The sequence below is a fragment of the Prochlorococcus marinus XMU1402 genome (assembly GCF_017696205.1).
Lineage (GTDB): Bacteria > Cyanobacteriota > Cyanobacteriia > PCC-6307 > Cyanobiaceae > Prochlorococcus_A > Prochlorococcus_A marinus_AC.
On record NZ_JAAORD010000001.1, the window covers coordinates 37538 to 55527 of the forward strand.

The following is a 17990-nucleotide window of genomic DNA, read 5'->3' on the forward strand; positions in this document are numbered from 1 at the left end:
TTTGTCTCTATAGAGAAATCATAGAGTTTTAAATTTCTCTACACCTTGTATTCCTAATTTTGATTAAGCAGCAAGATTCCTATATCTAGTAAATTGCGGTTCAAATAATAATTTGACTGTTCCTAATGGACCATTTCTATGTTTACAGGTAATGATTTCAGCAATGCCTCTATCTTCGGTTTCTGGGTTGTAATATTCGTCTCTATAAATCATGGTAATAATGTCTGAATACACTTCAAGAGGTTCAAAGTCTCTGATATCACTTAACATAGGTCTTTTATTTCTTCTTTTTTCTACATCCTTACTAAGTTGAGAAATAACAATAACAGGAACATTTAGTTCCTCTGCCATCCTTTTAAGACTCTTTGCTAATTTCAATAAATACTCTTCTCTATTTGATACATTTGATATGGGTAAGTAATCAAGTAGTTGGACATAATCAAGAATTACAAGTCCTAAACTCTTTTTTCTAGATTCCTCTTTAATTTTTTGGCAGATTGATTGCATTTCCTGAATGGAACTTATTGGTTTGTCAGTGATATGCAAAGGTAATTTACTTAGGGAATTAATGCCTTCATTCAGTAAGAACCATTCATCTTGTTGTAATCTGCCTGTTCTTAGTCGCCCAGATTCAATTCCTAATTCCATTGATAAAAGTCGATTAGATATTTGTTCCTTACTAATTTCCAAATGGAAAAGGCAAATTGGAAGATTTTGAGTTTTAGCAACATTTAATGCCATATTTAAAGATAATGATGTCTTCCCCATTGCAGGTCTTCCACCTAGAACAATTAATCCCCCTCTTGGAAGTCCTTGAGTCATAGCGTCATAATCATAAAAAGATACGGGGATTCCAGAGTCACAAGTATTACCTAGAGCACGATTTTCGATTTCTTCAAATTTAGTACTCAATATTTCACCAATTACTTTTGTTCGTTCATTAATACTTTCTTCATTCATTCTTATTTTTTTAGGGAAACTTATATAAGCGAATTATGGAGAAAATGCAAATTAAGTTTTTTAAAGAAATTTTTTTTACTTTTAAATAAATCTTGTATTACATAGATATCTTCTGTCATACGCTTAAGCAAAATCTTATGACTTACTTATCTCTCGGTACTATAGAGTGGGAGTAAGTTAAAAAATGTTTCTAAAAAATTTAAGACTTTTCTTTTATTTAAAAAATACTTTTAAATGAGATATTAATCGTAATGAGTGAGATTATTAAATTAAGTCGATCTACTGTCGAGAAATATCTCAGTTGTCCAAGATGTTGTGTACTTGATAAAAAATATAAAATAAAACCACCATCATTACCATTTACTCTAAATATCGCTGTAGATAATTTGTGTAAAAATGAATTTGATTATTACAGAAAAATTCAAAAGCCGCATCCTTTATTTATTGAATATGGTATTGATGCTGTTCCTTTGAAACACAAAGATTTAGAACTTTGGAGAAGTAATTTTCAAGGGATAAGATATAAGTCAATTGAACATAACTATGATTTTGGAGGAGCTGTGGATGATATTTGGCAGAAAAAAAATGGTGATCTTATTATCGTTGATGTAAAAGCAACATCTAGAAATAATTTTGATTGGTCTGAGACTTTTAATAAATATGAATATGCAAAAGCTTATAAGAGACAATTAGAAATGTATCAGTGGCTTTTTAAAAAAAACGGTTTTCAAGTAGCCAAAGAAGCTTATCTTTTATATTTCAATGGAAAGAAAAATGAAGAGTTATTTAATAACCAATTAAATTTTGACGTACATCTAATTAAATTAGATTGTTCTACTTCATGGGTAGAAAATAAGATAATTGATACGGTTAATTTATTACGTTCAGATGTTTTTCCAAAACCTTCCTTAAATTGCGAATACTGTAATTATTTAAAGAAGCGTTGGCAGTTATCGATAACTTAATACTTTCAGTATAGTTTTCTATATACCTGGAAAAATAATGAATAAAAGATAATCTTTAATAAGAATATTAATTTATACTTTTGATAAAATTGAAAAATTCTGAAAAAAAGATAACTAATCATCTTCAACAAGATGTAGTCAAAGTATCAGGTAAAACAATTTTTATTAATCCTTTTTTATATTGGCGAAGATTTGATGAAAATACTAATAGATGGCTTAGAGAACCCGGACAAATGTCAGAGGATCAAATTTCACCAAATAGGAATCGTTTTTATCCTGAAATAGAGTGGGCTGATTTAAGTAATGACCAAAAGCTGATAAAAGATGCAACTGTTGAGATGTTTTTAAAAACTCTTGAATTGATAAGTACATTTCATCCTCATCTTAGTTCTGGACAATTATTAGAAGTGGAGAGAAAAATGGCGATTATAAAAAAGATTCCTTTTGAAAAGTGGGTAACAAAATCTTTCGCCAAAAAAGCGAGATTATTAGAAAATGAAAAAAGAAAATTTCAAAGAGAAAGATTTTTTAGTAGCTGGAGGGAATGGTTTAGTCTTGTGAATACTCAACAAGCAATTTTGCCGCTAATCGTCACAATATTTATTTCTTCATTTATCGGATGGTCTCTTGGAATATCAAAAAATAGTTGTAATCCTTATTTTGAACAAAATATAGATCAATTAAATTAATTTGTTTTTGATAATTTTTAAGTATCAAAGTTAATATAATTTTTGAAAAAATAATTTTTTTATTTAAAATTACATTAGTTGGAATAATTACTTAAGAAGTATGAGTTTTATGAGTGAAAATTTGAATTCAAATGATATTGAAAATGATGAATTGAATCTTACTAATGAAGAAAGTGATTATAAAGATTTAATTACTAGACTTAATGAGATAAAATCAACTATTGGTTTATTAGAAAAAATAATATTTAAATAAGTTTTATATTTTTGATTAATACAAGTTCTAATAAAAAACTTACTTCGTTAAAGAGACAACCTTTAGTCTTAATTATTTTTTCTTCTATTTCGTTTTTATTAATTTTATTTAGGTTAATTTTTTTACAACTTTTAAATTATGAATCTTTTAAGAAGATGTCAGATGAAAATAGGATAAGACTTATTGCTTCACAGCCAATACGCGGAAGAATACTAGATAAAAATAGTAATGTTTTAGCAGATAGTAGAATTAAATATTCTTTAATAATAAAGCCTCAAGCCCTGAATAAAGGCAATTGGCAAAAACATAAATCAAGCATTTCTAATTTGTTAAATATTGACAGTAATGTAATTCAAAAAAAATATTCTGATGGTCTAAAAAATCAAAAACTTTCAGTTACTATTCTTGATGATTTAAGTGAAGATCAATTAATAAAATTTAAGGAAAATGAAGATAATTTAATTAGTTTTGAAATAGCTACCAAATTAATTAGAAATTATCCTTACAAATCTCTTGCTGCCCATGTAATTGGTTATACTCAGCCAATTACTGAATCAGAATATAAATTCCTATCTAATAAGGGTTATAAATTAAATGACTTAATAGGAAGAACAGGAATTGAATATGTTTACGAAGATTTTATAAGAGGTGAATGGGGTGGAGAAATGGTTGAAGTAAATTCATTAGGAAAATTTCAAAGATCATTGGGGATAAGACCTCCAGTACAAGGTAATGATATTCAACTAACAATTGACCTTGATCTGCAATTAGTTGCTGAGGAAGTCCTTAAAGATAAGAAAGCTGGAGCGATAATAGTGATGGATCCAAGAGATGGTGCAATAAGAGCGATGGCAAGTAGGCCTAATTTTGATTTGAATTTTTTTTCAAAGGATTTTAAGCCTGAAAAAGAATACAATAAAATATTTAATTCTCCTGCAAAACCTCTATTTAATAGAGCATTAAATCCTTATGACCCAGGAAGTGTTTGGAAGATTGTAACTGCTTTAGCCGGCTTGGAAAGTGGAAAATTTCCTAGAGATACAATTTTAGATACGAAACCATGTATAACATATGGGAGTCAATGTTTTAGAGAGCACAATGATTTAGGCTTTGGAGTGATAGGTTATGAAGATGCTTTAAGAGTTTCTAGTAATACATTTTTTTATCAAGTAGGTTATGGAGTAGGAGTTGATGAAATTCATAAGGTCTCAAAAAAACTTGGTTTTCATTCTTTATCTGGAATTGAAATTTCTGAACAAGAAAATATAGGATTAGTAGCTAGTAGTGAATGGGCTAAAGAAGGTAGAGGATGGGGACAACCAGGAAGAACCCCTTGGGTTCCAGAAGATATTGCGAGTATGTCTATTGGACAATTTGTAGTTCAAGTTACCCCTATTCAAATAGCTAGAGCATATGCTGCAATTGCAAATGGAGGTTATCTAGTTACTCCCTATTTAGTTAAAAAAGAGCAAGAAAATTTTTCACATAAAAAACCTATTAAAATCGATATTGATTCAAATAATATTCAGTTGATAAAAAATGGTCTCAGGAAAGTAGTAGAGTCTGGCACAGGAGTATCAATTAATTATGGAGTTGCAAATTTACCTCCAGTTTCAGGTAAAACTGGAACCGCTGAAGATGGTGAAGGTGGCTTAGATCATGCTTGGTTCGTTTGCTTTACTCCCTCTGAAAAAAGCGAATTACTTGTAGTTGCTTTTGCACAAAATACTCCTGGTGGGGGATCTGTTCATGCACTTCCTATGGCTAGAGAAATTTTGAAAGTTTGGAATGAAAAACAATGAAATTTTATTAGGTTTTAAAAGTTTATGTTTTTAATTTTTTCATTTGTAAAAGTCTTTGAATAATATCTTCAATAGTTTTTGTATCTATAGGTTTACTATATGAGGACAAAAGTTGTCTCCCTAATACTTGACTTCCTAAATGCACTAATTGAATGCGTAATGAGGTCAGCAGTTCTAACCCTATGCCACCAGAAAATGTTGCAATTGCAATCGGTTGACCGTTAAATAAATTCCTAAAGTCATCTCCCGAAATAGAAAGCCATGCTATGAAGTTGGAGAGAATGGGAGGTATAGATCCATTATATTCAGGCGCACAAATCACCCACCTTTCAATCTTGAAAAGCTTTGTTTTTAATTCTTTTATTTCATTTGGAATATTTTCTTTGCTGTGAATTCTTGGATTAAATAATGGAATATCAAGAGTGGTAAGATCTAAAATTTCAGAACTTATTTTAAGTTCATTACTTTTTTCAAGAAATTTTTCAGAAAGTTCTAGATTTTTACCACAACTAGCCGTAATGATTATTAGATCTTTTGTTTCAGTCATAAATTTAGATACATAAATTTAATAGTTAGCACCTGTTTTGCGGTGATGAACTGCCGTTAGACTATCGGATTTTAGTATATTACCGTGTAGTACTTCGGCGTAAATTACCCAGTGATCTCCACACTCCATTCTCTCTTTTACAGAAGCATCTAACCATGCTAGCGATTCAGGAATGATTATCTGTTCATTAGGAGTAAATTCAATATTTATTCCTTCAAATCTATCTTCTCCAGGTGCAAAGGGCTTTGTGAATCTTTTCAAAGGTTCTTTAAAATCTTTTTCACTAAGAATATTTAATGCGAATGAATCTCCTATTTGCAGAAGAGACTCTACCGATCTATCTTTTGCTACCGCAATACTTAAACCGGGCGGAGAAAAACTTGCTTGACTAACCCAAGATGCAAGCATAGCGCCTTTAATATTATTCTCATCTTTGCCTTTAGAGGCTGTCAGGACGCAAAGTGAACCAATTACTCTTCCAAGGGCTTGCAGCTTTGGATCCGTTTTGCTTGTAATCATTCCAGTATCTGATTTCCTGGGTTTTTTCTTAGCTTTTTTTATAATTTTTCTTCCAAAGTGAGTTCCTATTTCTTCTAACTCTTTAATCTTTGGTTTATTTGGACTGAATTTAATCCTTATAGGGTCAAAACTAAACTTAAAACCACCGTCTTTTAATTTTGTTTCAAGTAAATCTATAGCTTCGCCACTCCAGCCAAAACTGCCAAAAATTCCAACTGGCTTTTCTCTATTACCCTCTGCTAATAATGTTCCTAGTGCACTGATTATTGGAGTTGGAGCGTGACCACCCAATGTGGGTGAGCCTATTAAATATCCATCAGCATTTTGGATAGATTTTACAAGTACATCATTAGGTGTAAATTCACAATTAATACTTTCAACTTCTACAGAGGTTCTATTTATTCCCTTAGCTAATGCATCACCTATTGAGGCTGTATTTCCATATGCACTTGCATATATCAGAGCGATCTTAGGATTATTTGTTGTGAGATTTTCTCCCCATCTAATATAGTCATTTAAAAAGCTTTTTAAGCTGTATTCGATCGCGGGACCATGTAATGGTGCAATAGTTTTAATGTCATAATCTGCAATTTTTTCAGTTATCGATACTACTTGATTAGACATTGGTGCCATCAAGCAATCATAAAAATGTTTCCTATCAATTTCTGTACTAACTCGATTTGTTTCAGACCAATCAGCACACGCAATGTGAGCAGAGAAAATTTTTTCACTCAGAAGTATTTCTTGATTCCGTTCATAAATTATCAGCCCACCAGGCCAACGGGCTGTTGGAATAGGAATTAACTCTAGTGAAATGTTATCTAATTCTAAATTAAGTTCTTTTTTGACTATGTTTATTTCAGGTAATTGAATTTCAATAAAGTTTTCTAAGGTAGGATTTCTTTGATTCCAAAGTTCGCTGATAAGTTTATAACCTGGATTAGAGCAAGTAATAGTTGTGTTATGAAATTGGGTACTTATATTTTTTATTGTTTCAATAATTTGGGGATTAATATGACCAGAAATGAAGTTTATTTTATCTACTTTAAATTGATCGCAAAAACCAGAAATTACTTTATTAAATGAATTTAAATATTGTTTCTCAGGTGGATGAATAATAAAAAGTTCCTCATGACTTTTAATGAAAAAAGTATTAAAAGAGGTTCCTTTTTCAAGGTTAAATTCAAGTTCAAATCTTTCTTTATTTTGGTCTAAGAATCTTACACAAGAAAAATTTTCGGTAATTTCAAATTCTGATAAGTTTTGATTTTCTGCAAGTAAGCTTATATTAATATTTGACATTTTAAAGACTTATTTTTTAGTAGTAGTTTCTGACTTTTTAGTCGTGATGAGGTGTCATTTGGACTTTCAACGGATTTTCGACTATCGACCAGAACGTTTAGTTCTTGTGAAACCGTTATCTATCAGACGATTATACCTATAACAGCACCATTAATGAGTTATTAAATGTAGGGTTTCCAACTGGAACGCAATTTCTTGTTGTTTATCTAAGCAAATTGATGATTTTTATAAATTTTTCTGTAATCATCATGCAATCTTTCTGTTGCTAATCTTCTATTCTTAATTGCGTCTCTAATTAAATCCATTTCATGGAAGTTTTGATTGAGAATAGTGAAAGGAGTAATGAGTTTCATAAGACCTCCTATATCTACACTTATATTGTCCTCCTTTTTACTTGAAATTTATAGGGTATTTCTACGCGAGTATTAGTGCTTTGGGGTCGTCACGACTATCATTTTCTATTCAGTAGGAGTAGAAATAATTCAGGAGTCAAAAGCACTTCATCTACTTTGTGGACTTTGCTATTTAAGTTTAGAGATAATAATAGATTTCAAAACTCTTTTTGAAAAGTCTAATTAGTAGTGATTAGCAACTTTTCTGTGATGAACTGCTGTCTTGCATGATAAGTCAGAAACATTACCATTTTCAACAATTCCGTAAATTATCCAATGGTCTGGAGTCTCCAGCCTGGAACTAACTTTACAATCTAAAAACGCGAGTGAATCTGAAAGAACTGGCCCCCCTTCAGCGATGTTACTAATTACATCTACATCTGCGAATCTATCAGCTCCAGGGGCAAATCTTTTTAAAAAATGTCTGAACATTTTTTGATAGTTATCTTCTCTCAGAATATTCACAACAAAACCTTTCCCAACTTGCATATATGATTCAATAGCTCTATCTTTTGCTACTGCAACTGTAATTCCTGGTGGAGAAAAGCTTGCTTGACTAACCCAACTTGCGACCATTGCACTTTGTCTAAATGTAGAACCTTCGCCTTGGCTCGCTGTAACTACATATAATCCACCACTTAATCTCCCTAACGCTTTATCTAAATTTGAATCAAGGCTCTTCATAGAGGCAATATTCTTCTTTTTATTGATCAATTGACCCAAGTCAGTTCCAGCTTCTTCAAATTGTTGATAAACAATGGGATCTGGAATGTTTTTAACTCTTAAGGGAGAGAAAGCTTCTTTTTGACCAAGTTCTCTTAATTTATTTGCTAAGGAATCTATTGGTTCATCATTTCCACCAAATGCATCATAAACTGCAGTAAATTGTTTTGGTTTTAGTGCTGCGAATAAAGTACCGAGAGATTCTTTTAATTCATTATCTGAGTCTACCGGCCATGTGGGAATGACAACTGCTTTTGATTCGGAAATTAAACTTGTTAATTCTTGCGGGTCAGAAGACCTTAAATCAATTAACTGAACCTGAGCATCTGCTTTGCTTATTCCATGAGATATCGCTTGACTTAGTCGATCACAATAACCATAGTCGCTTATGTAGCAGACTGACACGAAATCATTGCCTTTGCTTTTATTACTACTCCATTCTAGATATTTTCCTTTCCAAAAATTGACCTGATTATGGAGCAAAGGCCCATGACCAACAGCTATTGTTTTTAATTCAGGTAGCTTATCTATTCTTTTAATTGCCTGCATAACGCTTCTAGCGTTTGGACCCATAAGGCAATCGTAATAAAAACGGAAATCATCGTATATTTCTTTTTGATCAGTGTCAAAAAATTCCTCAGAACAATAATGGAGTCCAAATGCATCGCATGTGTAGAGAACATTTGTGCTGTGATCATATGAAAATATGGTATCTGGCCAATGTAAATTTGGTGCACTTATGAATTCAATATTATGTTCTAAACCACTATTAGGATTAGTTCCGAGATTTAAAAACTCTCCACTCTTAACCTCTAGACGTTTAAAGGGAATATGTATTTGGTCTTCAATAAATTTAAGTGCTAATTTTGATCCTACTACTGTGATATTTTGGTTTAATTCTAAAAGATTACCTATTAAACCAGAATGATCAGGTTCTGTATGGCTAGTAATTAGATAATCAACTTCTTGCGGATTTACCTTTTTCAGTAATTCTTTAAACCATAATTCTTCGAACTTTGCGTGACTAGTATCAATAATTGCTAGTTTCTCACCTTTAATAATAAAACTATTGTAAGTAGTTCCATTTCTTAATCCAAATTCAATATCAAATCTACTGCGATCCCAATCCAATGATCTTATGGCACAAGAATCATCAGCAAAATTTTGAGATTGAACCGTCAACTTGTTATTAGTTTGTGCCAATTTAGAATTACTTGTCTGGGCAGAGGCTATCATAGAATAATTAGCTTTATAAATTAACTTTAGTTGTATAGAATATAAATTCGCGTGATTTTTTTGCGAAATAACCGAAATTACGCTTTTCTTTAATTTTTAATCTTCTTATTCTTGATCAATGACATCTCAACTAATTAAAAAAATAGTTACTGGAGATGAGATAAGAAATGCTTTTTTAAAATTTTATAGTGAAAAATTACATAAAATCATTCCAAGTGCATCTTTGATTCCCGATGACCCTACGGTTATGCTCACAATTGCTGGAATGCTACCTTTTAAACCAGTTTTTTTAGGTTTAAAAGAAAGACCATCTAAAAGGGCTACATCTAGCCAAAAGTGCATTAGAACAAACGATATAGAAAACGTTGGAATTACAGCTAGACACCACACTTTTTTTGAAATGCTTGGTAATTTCTCTTTTGGAGATTATTTTAAACGAGAGGCTATTCAATGGGCTTGGGAATTAGTTACTAATATTTATCAACTTTCTGTTGAAAATATAATTGTGAGTGTTTTTTACGAAGACGAAGAGTCTGCAAAAATTTGGAGAGATGAAATTGGTATTCATCCAGATAGGATAGTGAAACTAGGTGAAGAAGATAATTTTTGGTCATCTGGCAAAACAGGTCCATGTGGACCTTGTTCAGAACTTTATTATGATTTTCATCCTGAAAAGGGTCTTCAGAATATTGATTTAGAAGATGGAGATCGTTTTATTGAATTTTATAATCTTGTTTTTATGCAATATAATCGTGATCCTAATGGAAAATTGACAGATTTAAAATTTAAAAATATTGATACAGGAATGGGTCTTGAAAGGATGGCTCAAATACTACAAAAAAAGCAAAATAATTATGAGACAGATTTAATTTTTCCTATCATTCAAAAAATTTGTGAGATTGCAAATATTGATTATTTTTCTTCACATAATAAAAACAAAATTTCTTTAAAAATCATTGGTGATCATACAAGAGCTGTTATTCATTTAATTTCTGATGGAGTAGCAGCAAGTAATCTCGGCAGGGGATATATATTAAGAAGGCTTATTAGAAGAATGGTCAGACATGGAAGATTATTAGGTATAACAAATGAATTTTTACCTCATATTGCTACTGTCGGGATCAATTTAATGCAAAATAATTATCCTGATTTAAAAAATAATAATGATTTAATTTTGAATGAGATAAAAATTGAAGAAATAAGATTTAGGGAAACTCTTGAAAGAGGAGAGAAATTGCTAGATGAGATAATTTCTTCAGGGCAGAAATTAATTTCTGGTTTTAAAGCTTTTGAACTTTATGATACTTATGGATTTCCTCTAGAACTTACTGTAGAAATTGCAGAAGAAAATAGTATCAGTGTAGATGTAAAGGGTTTTGAAGAAGAAATGAATGCACAAAAAGAGAGAGCTAAAGCTGCTTCAAATAATATTGATTTGACATTAGAGGGATCATTAGAGCGAGAAATAGATCTTTTTAACAAAACTGTTTTTAATGGTTATGATTCACTTCTTTCCGAAGCTGAAATAAAGGGCATATTTTTGGATTCAACATTAGTTAAGCAAGCAAGTGAAGGTCAGAAAGTTTTAATTGTTCTTGATCAGACCACTTTTTATGGAGAATCTGGTGGGCAAGTTGGTGATATTGGAACGATATTTTCAAAAGATGTAGAGGTCTTGGTTGATAATGTTATACGAAAGAAAAATGTTTTTTTACATTATGGAACGATCAAAAAAGGAATATTAACTATTGGACAAAAAGTTAATACTCATGTTAGCGCCTCTAATAGAGCTAAGGCTGCTGCAAATCATACAGCTACTCATTTATTACAATCTGCACTTAAATCAGTTGTTGATGAAAGTGTTGGACAAAAAGGTTCATTAGTAGCCTTTAATAAATTACGATTTGACTTTAATTCTTCTAATCCTATTTCTAAAGATCAAATTTCTAAGATTGAGACCTTAGTTAACGCATGGATTATGGAAAATCATGCCCTAGAAATAAAAAATATGTCTAAGAGTGAGGCTCTTGAAAAGGGCGCAGTCGCCATGTTTGGAGAAAAATATGATGATGAGGTGCGCGTTGTTAATGTACAAGGAGTTTCAATGGAACTTTGTGGAGGCACACATGTTAAAACTACATCCGAATTAGGTTCTTTCAAAATAATTAGTGAGGAAGGAATCTCAGCCGGAGTAAGGAGAATCGAAGCATTATCAGGTCAATCAGCATTAGACTATTTCAGTGATAGAAATGCTTTAGTAAACCAACTTTGTGATTTGTTAAAAGCAAATCCTAATCAAATTTTTGAAAGGGTTAATAATTTGCAAGCAGAGCTCATTAATAAGAATAAAGAGATACAAAAAATGAAAGATGAAATTGCATATTTTAAATACTCTTCTATAAAATCATCCGCAGAAATAGTAAATTCTTTTTCAATTTTAGTAAATCAGATTGATGGCTTAGATGGGAATTCTTTGCAATCTGCAGCATTTAATTTAACTTCTCATTTGGGAAATAAAGCAATAGTAATTCTTGGTGGAATACCAAATCCAGAAAATAAAAAGTTGTTATTTGTAGTTTCTTTAGGTGATGATGCAGTAAAAATAGGATTGCATGCAGGTAAATTAATTAATGAGATTGCAAGAATTTGTTCCGGAGGTGGAGGAGGAAAGCCTAACTTTGCTCAAGCAGGTGCTAAAGATATTGATAAGTTAAGTTATGCTCTAGATTATGCTAAAAATTATTTGCAAAAAACATTAGATAGTCATTCTGATAAATAACTACTTTTTCTAAGACTAATTTCGATTTGATCCATTAATTTTCTTGCTTCTTCAATAGTTAATTTTTTTTGATCAATTGCTGATTCAGTATTGATTCTTATAGATTCAACCAAAGAAGCTGAACTGTAATCTAATAATTGTAAAATTTCAGATTTACTGTCCTCTTTAATAATATTTCTTACCTTATATGAATTATCTTGATTTATGTCTATATGAACAACGTTTGTACTGCCAAATAAATTGTGCAAGTTTCCTAATGCTTCTTGATAGGCTCCAGTCATGAATATGCCAATTAGATAATCTTTATCTTTTTTTGGCTCATGTAAATTTAGTAATGATTTAATTTTTCCATTATCAATAAAACTATTTAGTTTCCCATCTGAATCACATGTTAAATCTGCAAAGTTGCCTTTGCAGTACGGCTCCTCTAAGTGCCTATGTATTGGTACTATTGGAAAAATCTGATTTATTGCCCAGCTATCAGGAATAGATTTAAAGATAGATAAATTTGCATAATAAGTTGATGCAAGAGTTTCTGTAATTTCAGATAAATCAGGGTGATTCAATTCATCATTATTCAGGTTATTAGAAATTTCTTTTGCGCAAGCCCAAGTAAGTTCTTCGGCATAAGCTCTTTCTGCCAAACTTAAAAATCCTAATCTAAAAGCGACTAAGCAATCTTCTTTAAACTTTTTTGCATCATTCCATAGTTCAATTATTTGAGATAAATTTATTTTTTTATTTTTAAGTTTTTTTAATTCATAGAAAGTTTCAAGTAAATTTGAAATTATTAATTGTTGTTTTTTATCAAAAATTTGTAATTTGGAACTGACATGACTTGTTCCTAAGACATTAAAAATTAAAACTGAACAATGACTAATTATTGCTCTTCCACTTTCTGAGATGATGGTTGGATGCTTGATATTATTTAATTCACATGAATCCTTAATAGTTGCAATTACATCGTTAGCATAATTTTGAAGAGAATAATTGGTAGAAGTGTTGGAGGAGGTTTTAGTTCCATCAAAATCTATTCCTAATCCTCCCCCAACGTCGATATATTGCATTGGGGCCCCTAGCTTGCATAGTTCAACATATATTTGACTCGCTTCTTGTAATGCGTCTTTGATCACAGCAATATCACTTATTTGACTGCCTATATGAAAATGGAGCAACTTCATTTCGTTGATAAGATTTGCTTTTTTTAGTTCTTTTATTGTCAACATAATTTCTGGGATTGATAATCCAAATTTGGAATTATCTCCAATAGATTTACCCCATCTACCACTACTTTTACTTGATAACTTTGCTCTAATTCCTATCAATGGAGTCGCGTTAAGTTCTTGAACTGCTTGAATAATTCTTTTTACCTCATCTCGTTGTTCAATAACTATTATTGGATTTTTGCCGAGTTTTCTGGCCAAAGTAGCAATCTCAATATATTTTTTATCTTTATATCCGTTGCATATTAATAATGAATTTTGGTTTTCAAGAAGTGCAAGGCCAATTAATAGTTCTGATTTACTTCCTACTTCTAAGCCGAAATTCCATTGGCTACCAAACTCTATTATCTTTTCTAGGACATTTTTCTGTTGATTACATTTGACAGGAAAAACGCCTTGATAAATGTTCTTATATTTATAGGTTTTTATTGCTTTTAAAAAAGAGTCATGTAATGCATTGATCCGATCTTTCAAAATATCATTAAATCTTATGATTAATGGAGGATTTACTTCTCTACTTTTAAGTTCTTTGACAAGTTTAAAAAGATCAATCTTATTTTCAGATTTTATATCTTTAGTTACTGATATATTTCCTTTGGAATTTATAGAGAAATATTTATCTCCCCACTTGTCTATATTGTAAGTCGAAATACTATCTTCAATAGTCCAAATATTCTTTAATTTTTTCGGCTCAAAATTGGTCAATTTATGTCTTAGTGATTAATAAATGTTTTTGAAAATAACTCAAAACAATATCTTTTATTTTAATGATTACTTGCCAAGTTACCACCCAAAAGTTGAATATACATAGAGTGATTATTAACTAAATGACCAAAGAGAGAACTTTTATTGCGATTAAACCAGATGGAGTTCAAAGAGGATATGTTGCTGAGATTATTGGCAGATTTGAAAAAAAAGGATTTAAATTGGTTGGATTAAAGCAATTAATTCCTTCAAAAGATCTTGCTCAAAACCATTATGGAGTACATAGAGAAAGACCCTTTTTTGGTGATTTAGTAGACTTTATTTCAAGTGGTCCTGTCGTGGCAATGGTTTGGGAAGGCGAAGGAGTTATTTTGAGTGCTAGAAAACTAATAGGTGCAACAAAACCTCTAGAAGCAGAGCCCGGAACAATTAGAGGAGATTTAGCTATTGATATTGGGAGAAATATTATTCATGGTTCTGATGGAGAAGATACAGCAAAATTTGAAATTGATCTATGGTTTAACGAAGAGGAATTATGTGACTGGGAAACTTCTGATGCGAAATGGCGATCTGAAAATTAAAATTTAAATCACAAATCTATCTAAACTAAATTTTTTTAAAAAGCTTTTTTCTATTTCTTTGAGATTTTTATTTTGAACTATTTTCAAAAGAAGATCACTTGTTATTGCAGAAAATAAAACTCCATTTCTGTAATGTCCTGTAGCTATAAAAAGATTTTCAATTTTTGATTTTCCAATTATTGGTTTTAGATCTGGTGTGCAAGGTCTAAATCCCCACCAATGTTCCATTTGTGGCCAATTAATAGCTTCTGGTAATAAGGAGCGAATGCCTTCTTGCAGTTGTTTTATTCCATTAGGAGTATTACCCTGATTAAATTTTGAATCTTTTTCAACAGTAGCTCCAACTATAATGAGTCCATCATCACGTGGAACTAGATAAGTTGTTGGACCAAAAATAACCCTTTTCAAAAAATTTGTTGGACCTTGTATTGATAGCATTTGTCCCTTTACAGGAAAGACTGGAATCTTATTAAAAATTTTTTTACTCCAAGCACCGCTGCATATAATTGCTTTTTCGCAGTTAATTTTTTTTATTTCCCCAGTGGCACTTAAAACTGTTGCACCTGTAATTTTGTTTTTTTCGAATGTCAAATCCTCTACTTCTGATCCTTCTTGAAATTCGACTCCATGCAAGGAGCATGCTCTCTCAAGAGCACGCATCAGTTTTCTTCGATTATCTATTTGACCATCTTGTTCAAAAAGTAAACCATGTTTCCAAATAGAATTCATTCCATTAATTTCTGTTTGAAGATCTTTGTGATTTAAATATTTTCCATATTCATAAGTGGGAAACTCTTCAAGATCTTCTTTGTTTTTAAAAGGAACTACTATGCCACATTTTTTTAAACCACATTTAATATTACTGTCTTGTTCAATACTTTGTATCCACTTTGGAATTAGATTTTGACTTTCTTGGCCAAATTTTAGTAATTCATCTTCCAGCCCTTCGGCATGAGTAGCTAACATTCCTGCAGCAACAAATCCAGCTGATTCATTTCTGTTTTTGCTTAAAACTAAAACTTTGAAGTTATTTCTAGAAAATTCATAAGCAATAGATAAACCTAAAAGTCCACCGCCAATGATTAATATTGAATTTTTGGTTTCTTGTGCCATTTAAAAATTAATATTTTTATTTGTGTTTTGGTCCTCTTTTCCGTTATATCCAATAATATTAATAAAGAGACTTTTAATAATGAACAATTTGGAATCTTGGGAAGCTGTGATTGGTTTGGAAACTCATGTCCAGCTTAATACGAAAAGTAAAATATTCACATCTGCGTCAACAGCTTTTGGTGATGCACCTAATACGCATATAGATCCTGTAGTTTGTGGGTTACCAGGAACTCTTCCAGTTCTGAATGAGACTGTTCTTGAGTACGCTGTAAAAACTTCGTTAGCATTAAATTTAAACGTTGCAGAACATTGTAAATTTGATAGAAAACAATATTTTTATCCTGACCTGCCTAAAAATTATCAAATTTCACAATTTGATGAGCCACTAGCTGAAAATGGTTGGTTAGAGGTTGAAATAATTGAAAAGGACAAAGAACCTTATATCAAAAAAATTGGTATAGAAAGGCTACATATGGAAGAAGACGCCGGAAAACTAGTCCATTCAGGAAGTGATAGATTAGCTGGCTCTAAGTATTCTTTAGTTGATTACAATCGTGCCGGAATAGCACTTTGTGAGATTGTAAGTAAACCAGATATTAGATCAGGTAAAGAGGCATCTGAATATGCTTCAGAGATCAGAAGAACAGTTAGATATCTAGGGGTATCAGACGGAAATATGCAAGAGGGTTCATTACGCTGTGATGTCAATATTTCAGTTAGAAAAGGACCTAATGCTCCTTTTGGTACCAAAGTGGAAATAAAAAATATGAATTCATTTTCTGCCATTCAAAAGGCTTGTGATTATGAAATAGCCAGACAAATAGAAGTTTATGAAAATGGAGGAAAAATTTTCCAAGAAACAAGGTTATGGGATGAAGCTAAGCAATTAACGAAAAGTATGAGATTAAAAGAGGGTAGCAGTGACTATAGATATTTTCCTGATCCTGATTTAGGTCCAATTGAAATAACAAAAGCCCAACAAGAAATATGGTTTAAAGAACTACCAGAATTACCTTCAAAGAAAAGAAATAAATACATAAATCAATTTGGATTGTCTGCATATGATGCAAGGGTAATTTCTGATGAAATAAGCATGGCAAACTTTTTTGAAGAAACAGTAGCAAATGGTGCCGATGCCAAACTAGCTTCAAATTGGGTAACAACTGATATTGTGGGCTATTTAAAATCAAACAAACTAAGTTTTAGTGACCTAAAGCTTAGTCCTGAAAATCTTGCCGAAATGATTAGCATGATTTCAAAAAATATAATTAGTGGAAAAATTGCAAAAGAAATTCTACCTGAACTTATTCAAACAAATATTTCTCCGAAAAAATTAGTTGAAGAAAAAGGGTTGGCAATGATTTCTGATTCTTCAAGTATTTTACCAATAATTGATGAACTTATAAATGAACATCCAAATGAAGTTCAATCATTTAAAAATGGCAAAACTAAGTTACTTGGTTTTTTTGTTGGTCAACTTATGAAAAGAACAAAAGGTAAAGCTGATCCCAAACTTGCAAATAAACTTCTTATGGAAAAATTAAATAGCTAAATTTTAAAGAAGATCTTTTATCGTATTGACCCATTTATTTTGATTATCCGAATTATCTAAAATAATATCTGAAAATTTTCTTTTTTCTTCAAAACTTAATTGAAAATTGATCAATTCGTATGCCTCTTTTTCGCTAATTTTATCTCTTGTGATAAGTCTGTTTTTTTGTAGTTCTTTAGGACATTGAACTAACCATATTTCAGTGCAAATATCTTCAAATTTTGCTTCAAACAATAATGGAATAACCAATAATATAGTTTGATTATTTGTGTATTGACTGCATTCTTCTATCATTTTTTCTTTAATTAAGGGGTGAAGCAGTTTTTCAATCCATTCCTTGCTTTCTGAATGTTTAAAAATAATGTTCCTTAAAAGTTTTCTGTTTATTTCTCTTTCTGAATTGTTCTTATTATCAATAATTTTATTTCCAAAATAATCTAAAATTTTCTTATATCCATATGTGTTTGGTTTGATTAATTCTCTTGATAAATGATCTGCATCTAATATTGGTATGTTTTTATGTTTTCTAATGTAATTAGTTATGGTTGTCTTCCCACTTGCAATACCTCCTGTCAAACCAATCCTTCTTTGGTTGTTTTTTGATTTTTGAACAATATCCATATAATTAATAATAATCTAATTACTTAGT

14 protein-coding genes and 1 pseudogene are annotated in these 17990 nt (G+C 31.0%); 7 read left to right on the forward strand and 8 right to left on the reverse strand.

The window, feature by feature from the left end:
* Positions 1–63 precede the first annotated feature (63 nt).
* Positions 64–960: pseudogene (locus HA141_RS00190) on the reverse strand (replicative DNA helicase); the annotation flags it as partial.
* 251 nt (positions 961–1211) lie between these two features.
* Between HA141_RS00190 and HA141_RS00195 the strand changes: the two are divergent.
* The 4 genes from HA141_RS00195 to mrdA all read left to right on the forward strand — a co-directional run bounded on the left by HA141_RS00195 (position 1212) and on the right by mrdA (position 4669).
* Positions 1212–1925 carry a PD-(D/E)XK nuclease family protein gene (locus HA141_RS00195; RefSeq protein WP_209116184.1) on the forward strand — a complete coding sequence of 238 codons (714 nt, stop codon included), beginning with the start codon at positions 1212–1214 and terminating at the stop codon, positions 1923–1925.
* 80 nt (positions 1926–2005) lie between these two features.
* Positions 2006–2614, forward strand: coding sequence for a hypothetical protein (locus tag HA141_RS00200; RefSeq protein ID WP_209116185.1), 609 nt, complete (start codon positions 2006–2008; stop codon positions 2612–2614).
* A 109-nt stretch (positions 2615–2723) separates the two neighbouring features.
* Positions 2724–2867: a hypothetical protein gene (locus tag HA141_RS00205; protein WP_209116186.1), complete on the forward strand. Its 144-nt coding sequence runs from the start codon at positions 2724–2726 to the stop codon at positions 2865–2867.
* An 11-nt stretch (positions 2868–2878) separates the two neighbouring features.
* The gene (gene mrdA, locus HA141_RS00210; RefSeq protein ID WP_209116187.1) at positions 2879–4669 is read left to right on the forward strand and encodes a penicillin-binding protein 2; all 1791 of its coding nucleotides are present in this window, start codon (positions 2879–2881) and stop codon (positions 4667–4669) included.
* A 22-nt stretch (positions 4670–4691) separates the two neighbouring features.
* On the opposite strand, the gene HA141_RS00215 is transcribed toward mrdA, so the two are convergent.
* From HA141_RS00215 to HA141_RS00230, 4 genes are all read right to left on the reverse strand, one after another.
* Positions 4692–5216: an NAD(P)H-dependent oxidoreductase gene (locus HA141_RS00215; RefSeq protein WP_209116188.1), complete on the reverse strand. Its 525-nt coding sequence runs from the start codon at positions 5214–5216 to the stop codon at positions 4692–4694.
* Between the two features lie 18 nt (positions 5217–5234).
* Positions 5235–7037, reverse strand: coding sequence for a diflavin flavoprotein (locus tag HA141_RS00220; protein WP_209116189.1), 1803 nt, complete (start codon positions 7035–7037; stop codon positions 5235–5237).
* A gap of 206 nt (positions 7038–7243) precedes the next feature.
* The gene (locus HA141_RS00225) at positions 7244–7390 is read right to left on the reverse strand and encodes a hypothetical protein (RefSeq protein WP_209116190.1); all 147 of its coding nucleotides are present in this window, start codon (positions 7388–7390) and stop codon (positions 7244–7246) included.
* Positions 7391–7612: 222 nt separating this feature from the next.
* Entirely contained in the window at positions 7613–9388 is a 1776-nt protein-coding gene (locus HA141_RS00230; RefSeq protein ID WP_209116191.1) for a diflavin flavoprotein, read from the reverse strand.
* A 118-nt stretch (positions 9389–9506) separates the two neighbouring features.
* On the opposite strand from HA141_RS00230, the gene alaS reads away from it, so the two are divergent.
* Positions 9507–12167 (forward strand): alanine--tRNA ligase, encoded by a 2661-nt coding sequence (gene alaS / locus HA141_RS00235; protein ID WP_209116192.1) that lies wholly within the window; start codon positions 9507–9509, stop codon positions 12165–12167.
* Here the strand turns inward: alaS and speA are convergent.
* Complete coding sequence (gene speA, locus HA141_RS00240) at positions 12152–14095, reverse strand: biosynthetic arginine decarboxylase (protein WP_209116193.1); 1944 nt, start codon at positions 14093–14095, stop codon at positions 12152–12154. The genes alaS and speA overlap by 16 nt on opposite strands.
* Positions 14096–14217: 122 nt before the next feature.
* Here speA and ndk point away from each other — a divergent pair, with 122 nt between their 5' ends.
* The gene (ndk, locus tag HA141_RS00245; protein WP_209116194.1) at positions 14218–14676 is read left to right on the forward strand and encodes a nucleoside-diphosphate kinase; all 459 of its coding nucleotides are present in this window, start codon (positions 14218–14220) and stop codon (positions 14674–14676) included.
* Between the two features lie 3 nt (positions 14677–14679).
* On the opposite strand, the gene thiO is transcribed toward ndk, so the two are convergent.
* Positions 14680–15789, reverse strand: a complete 1110-nt coding sequence (gene thiO, locus HA141_RS00250; RefSeq protein ID WP_209116195.1) for a glycine oxidase ThiO — start codon at positions 15787–15789, stop codon at positions 14680–14682.
* A 79-nt stretch (positions 15790–15868) separates the two neighbouring features.
* Between thiO and gatB the strand changes: the two genes are divergently transcribed.
* The gene (gatB, locus tag HA141_RS00255; protein ID WP_209116196.1) at positions 15869–17341 is read left to right on the forward strand and encodes an Asp-tRNA(Asn)/Glu-tRNA(Gln) amidotransferase subunit GatB; all 1473 of its coding nucleotides are present in this window, start codon (positions 15869–15871) and stop codon (positions 17339–17341) included.
* 3 nt (positions 17342–17344) lie between these two features.
* On the opposite strand, the gene coaE is transcribed toward gatB, so the two are convergent.
* Entirely contained in the window at positions 17345–17962 is a 618-nt protein-coding gene (coaE, locus tag HA141_RS00260) for a dephospho-CoA kinase (protein WP_209116197.1), read from the reverse strand.
* Between the last annotated feature and the right edge of the window lie 28 nt (positions 17963–17990).

What these genes read in the sequence shown, in the direction of transcription:
- thiO (WP_209116195.1), bottom strand. Translation starts at nt 15,789, where the DNA reads ATGGCACAAGAAACCAAAAATTCAATATTAATCATTGGCGGTGGACTT.
- HA141_RS00225 (WP_209116190.1), bottom strand. Translation starts at nt 7,390, where the DNA reads ATGAAACTCATTACTCCTTTCACTATTCTCAATCAAAACTTCCATGAA.
- HA141_RS00230 (WP_209116191.1), bottom strand. Translation starts at nt 9,388, where the DNA reads ATGATAGCCTCTGCCCAGACAAGTAATTCTAAATTGGCACAAACTAAT.
- HA141_RS00215 (WP_209116188.1), bottom strand. Translation starts at nt 5,216, where the DNA reads ATGACTGAAACAAAAGATCTAATAATCATTACGGCTAGTTGTGGTAAA.
- coaE (WP_209116197.1), bottom strand. Translation starts at nt 17,962, where the DNA reads ATGGATATTGTTCAAAAATCAAAAAACAACCAAAGAAGGATTGGTTTG.
- HA141_RS00205 (WP_209116186.1), top strand. Translation starts at nt 2,724, where the DNA reads ATGAGTGAAAATTTGAATTCAAATGATATTGAAAATGATGAATTGAAT.
- HA141_RS00195 (WP_209116184.1), top strand. Translation starts at nt 1,212, where the DNA reads ATGAGTGAGATTATTAAATTAAGTCGATCTACTGTCGAGAAATATCTC.
- ndk (WP_209116194.1), top strand. Translation starts at nt 14,218, where the DNA reads ATGACCAAAGAGAGAACTTTTATTGCGATTAAACCAGATGGAGTTCAA.
- HA141_RS00220 (WP_209116189.1), bottom strand. Translation starts at nt 7,037, where the DNA reads ATGTCAAATATTAATATAAGCTTACTTGCAGAAAATCAAAACTTATCA.
- alaS (WP_209116192.1), top strand. Translation starts at nt 9,507, where the DNA reads ATGACATCTCAACTAATTAAAAAAATAGTTACTGGAGATGAGATAAGA.
- gatB (WP_209116196.1), top strand. Translation starts at nt 15,869, where the DNA reads ATGAACAATTTGGAATCTTGGGAAGCTGTGATTGGTTTGGAAACTCAT.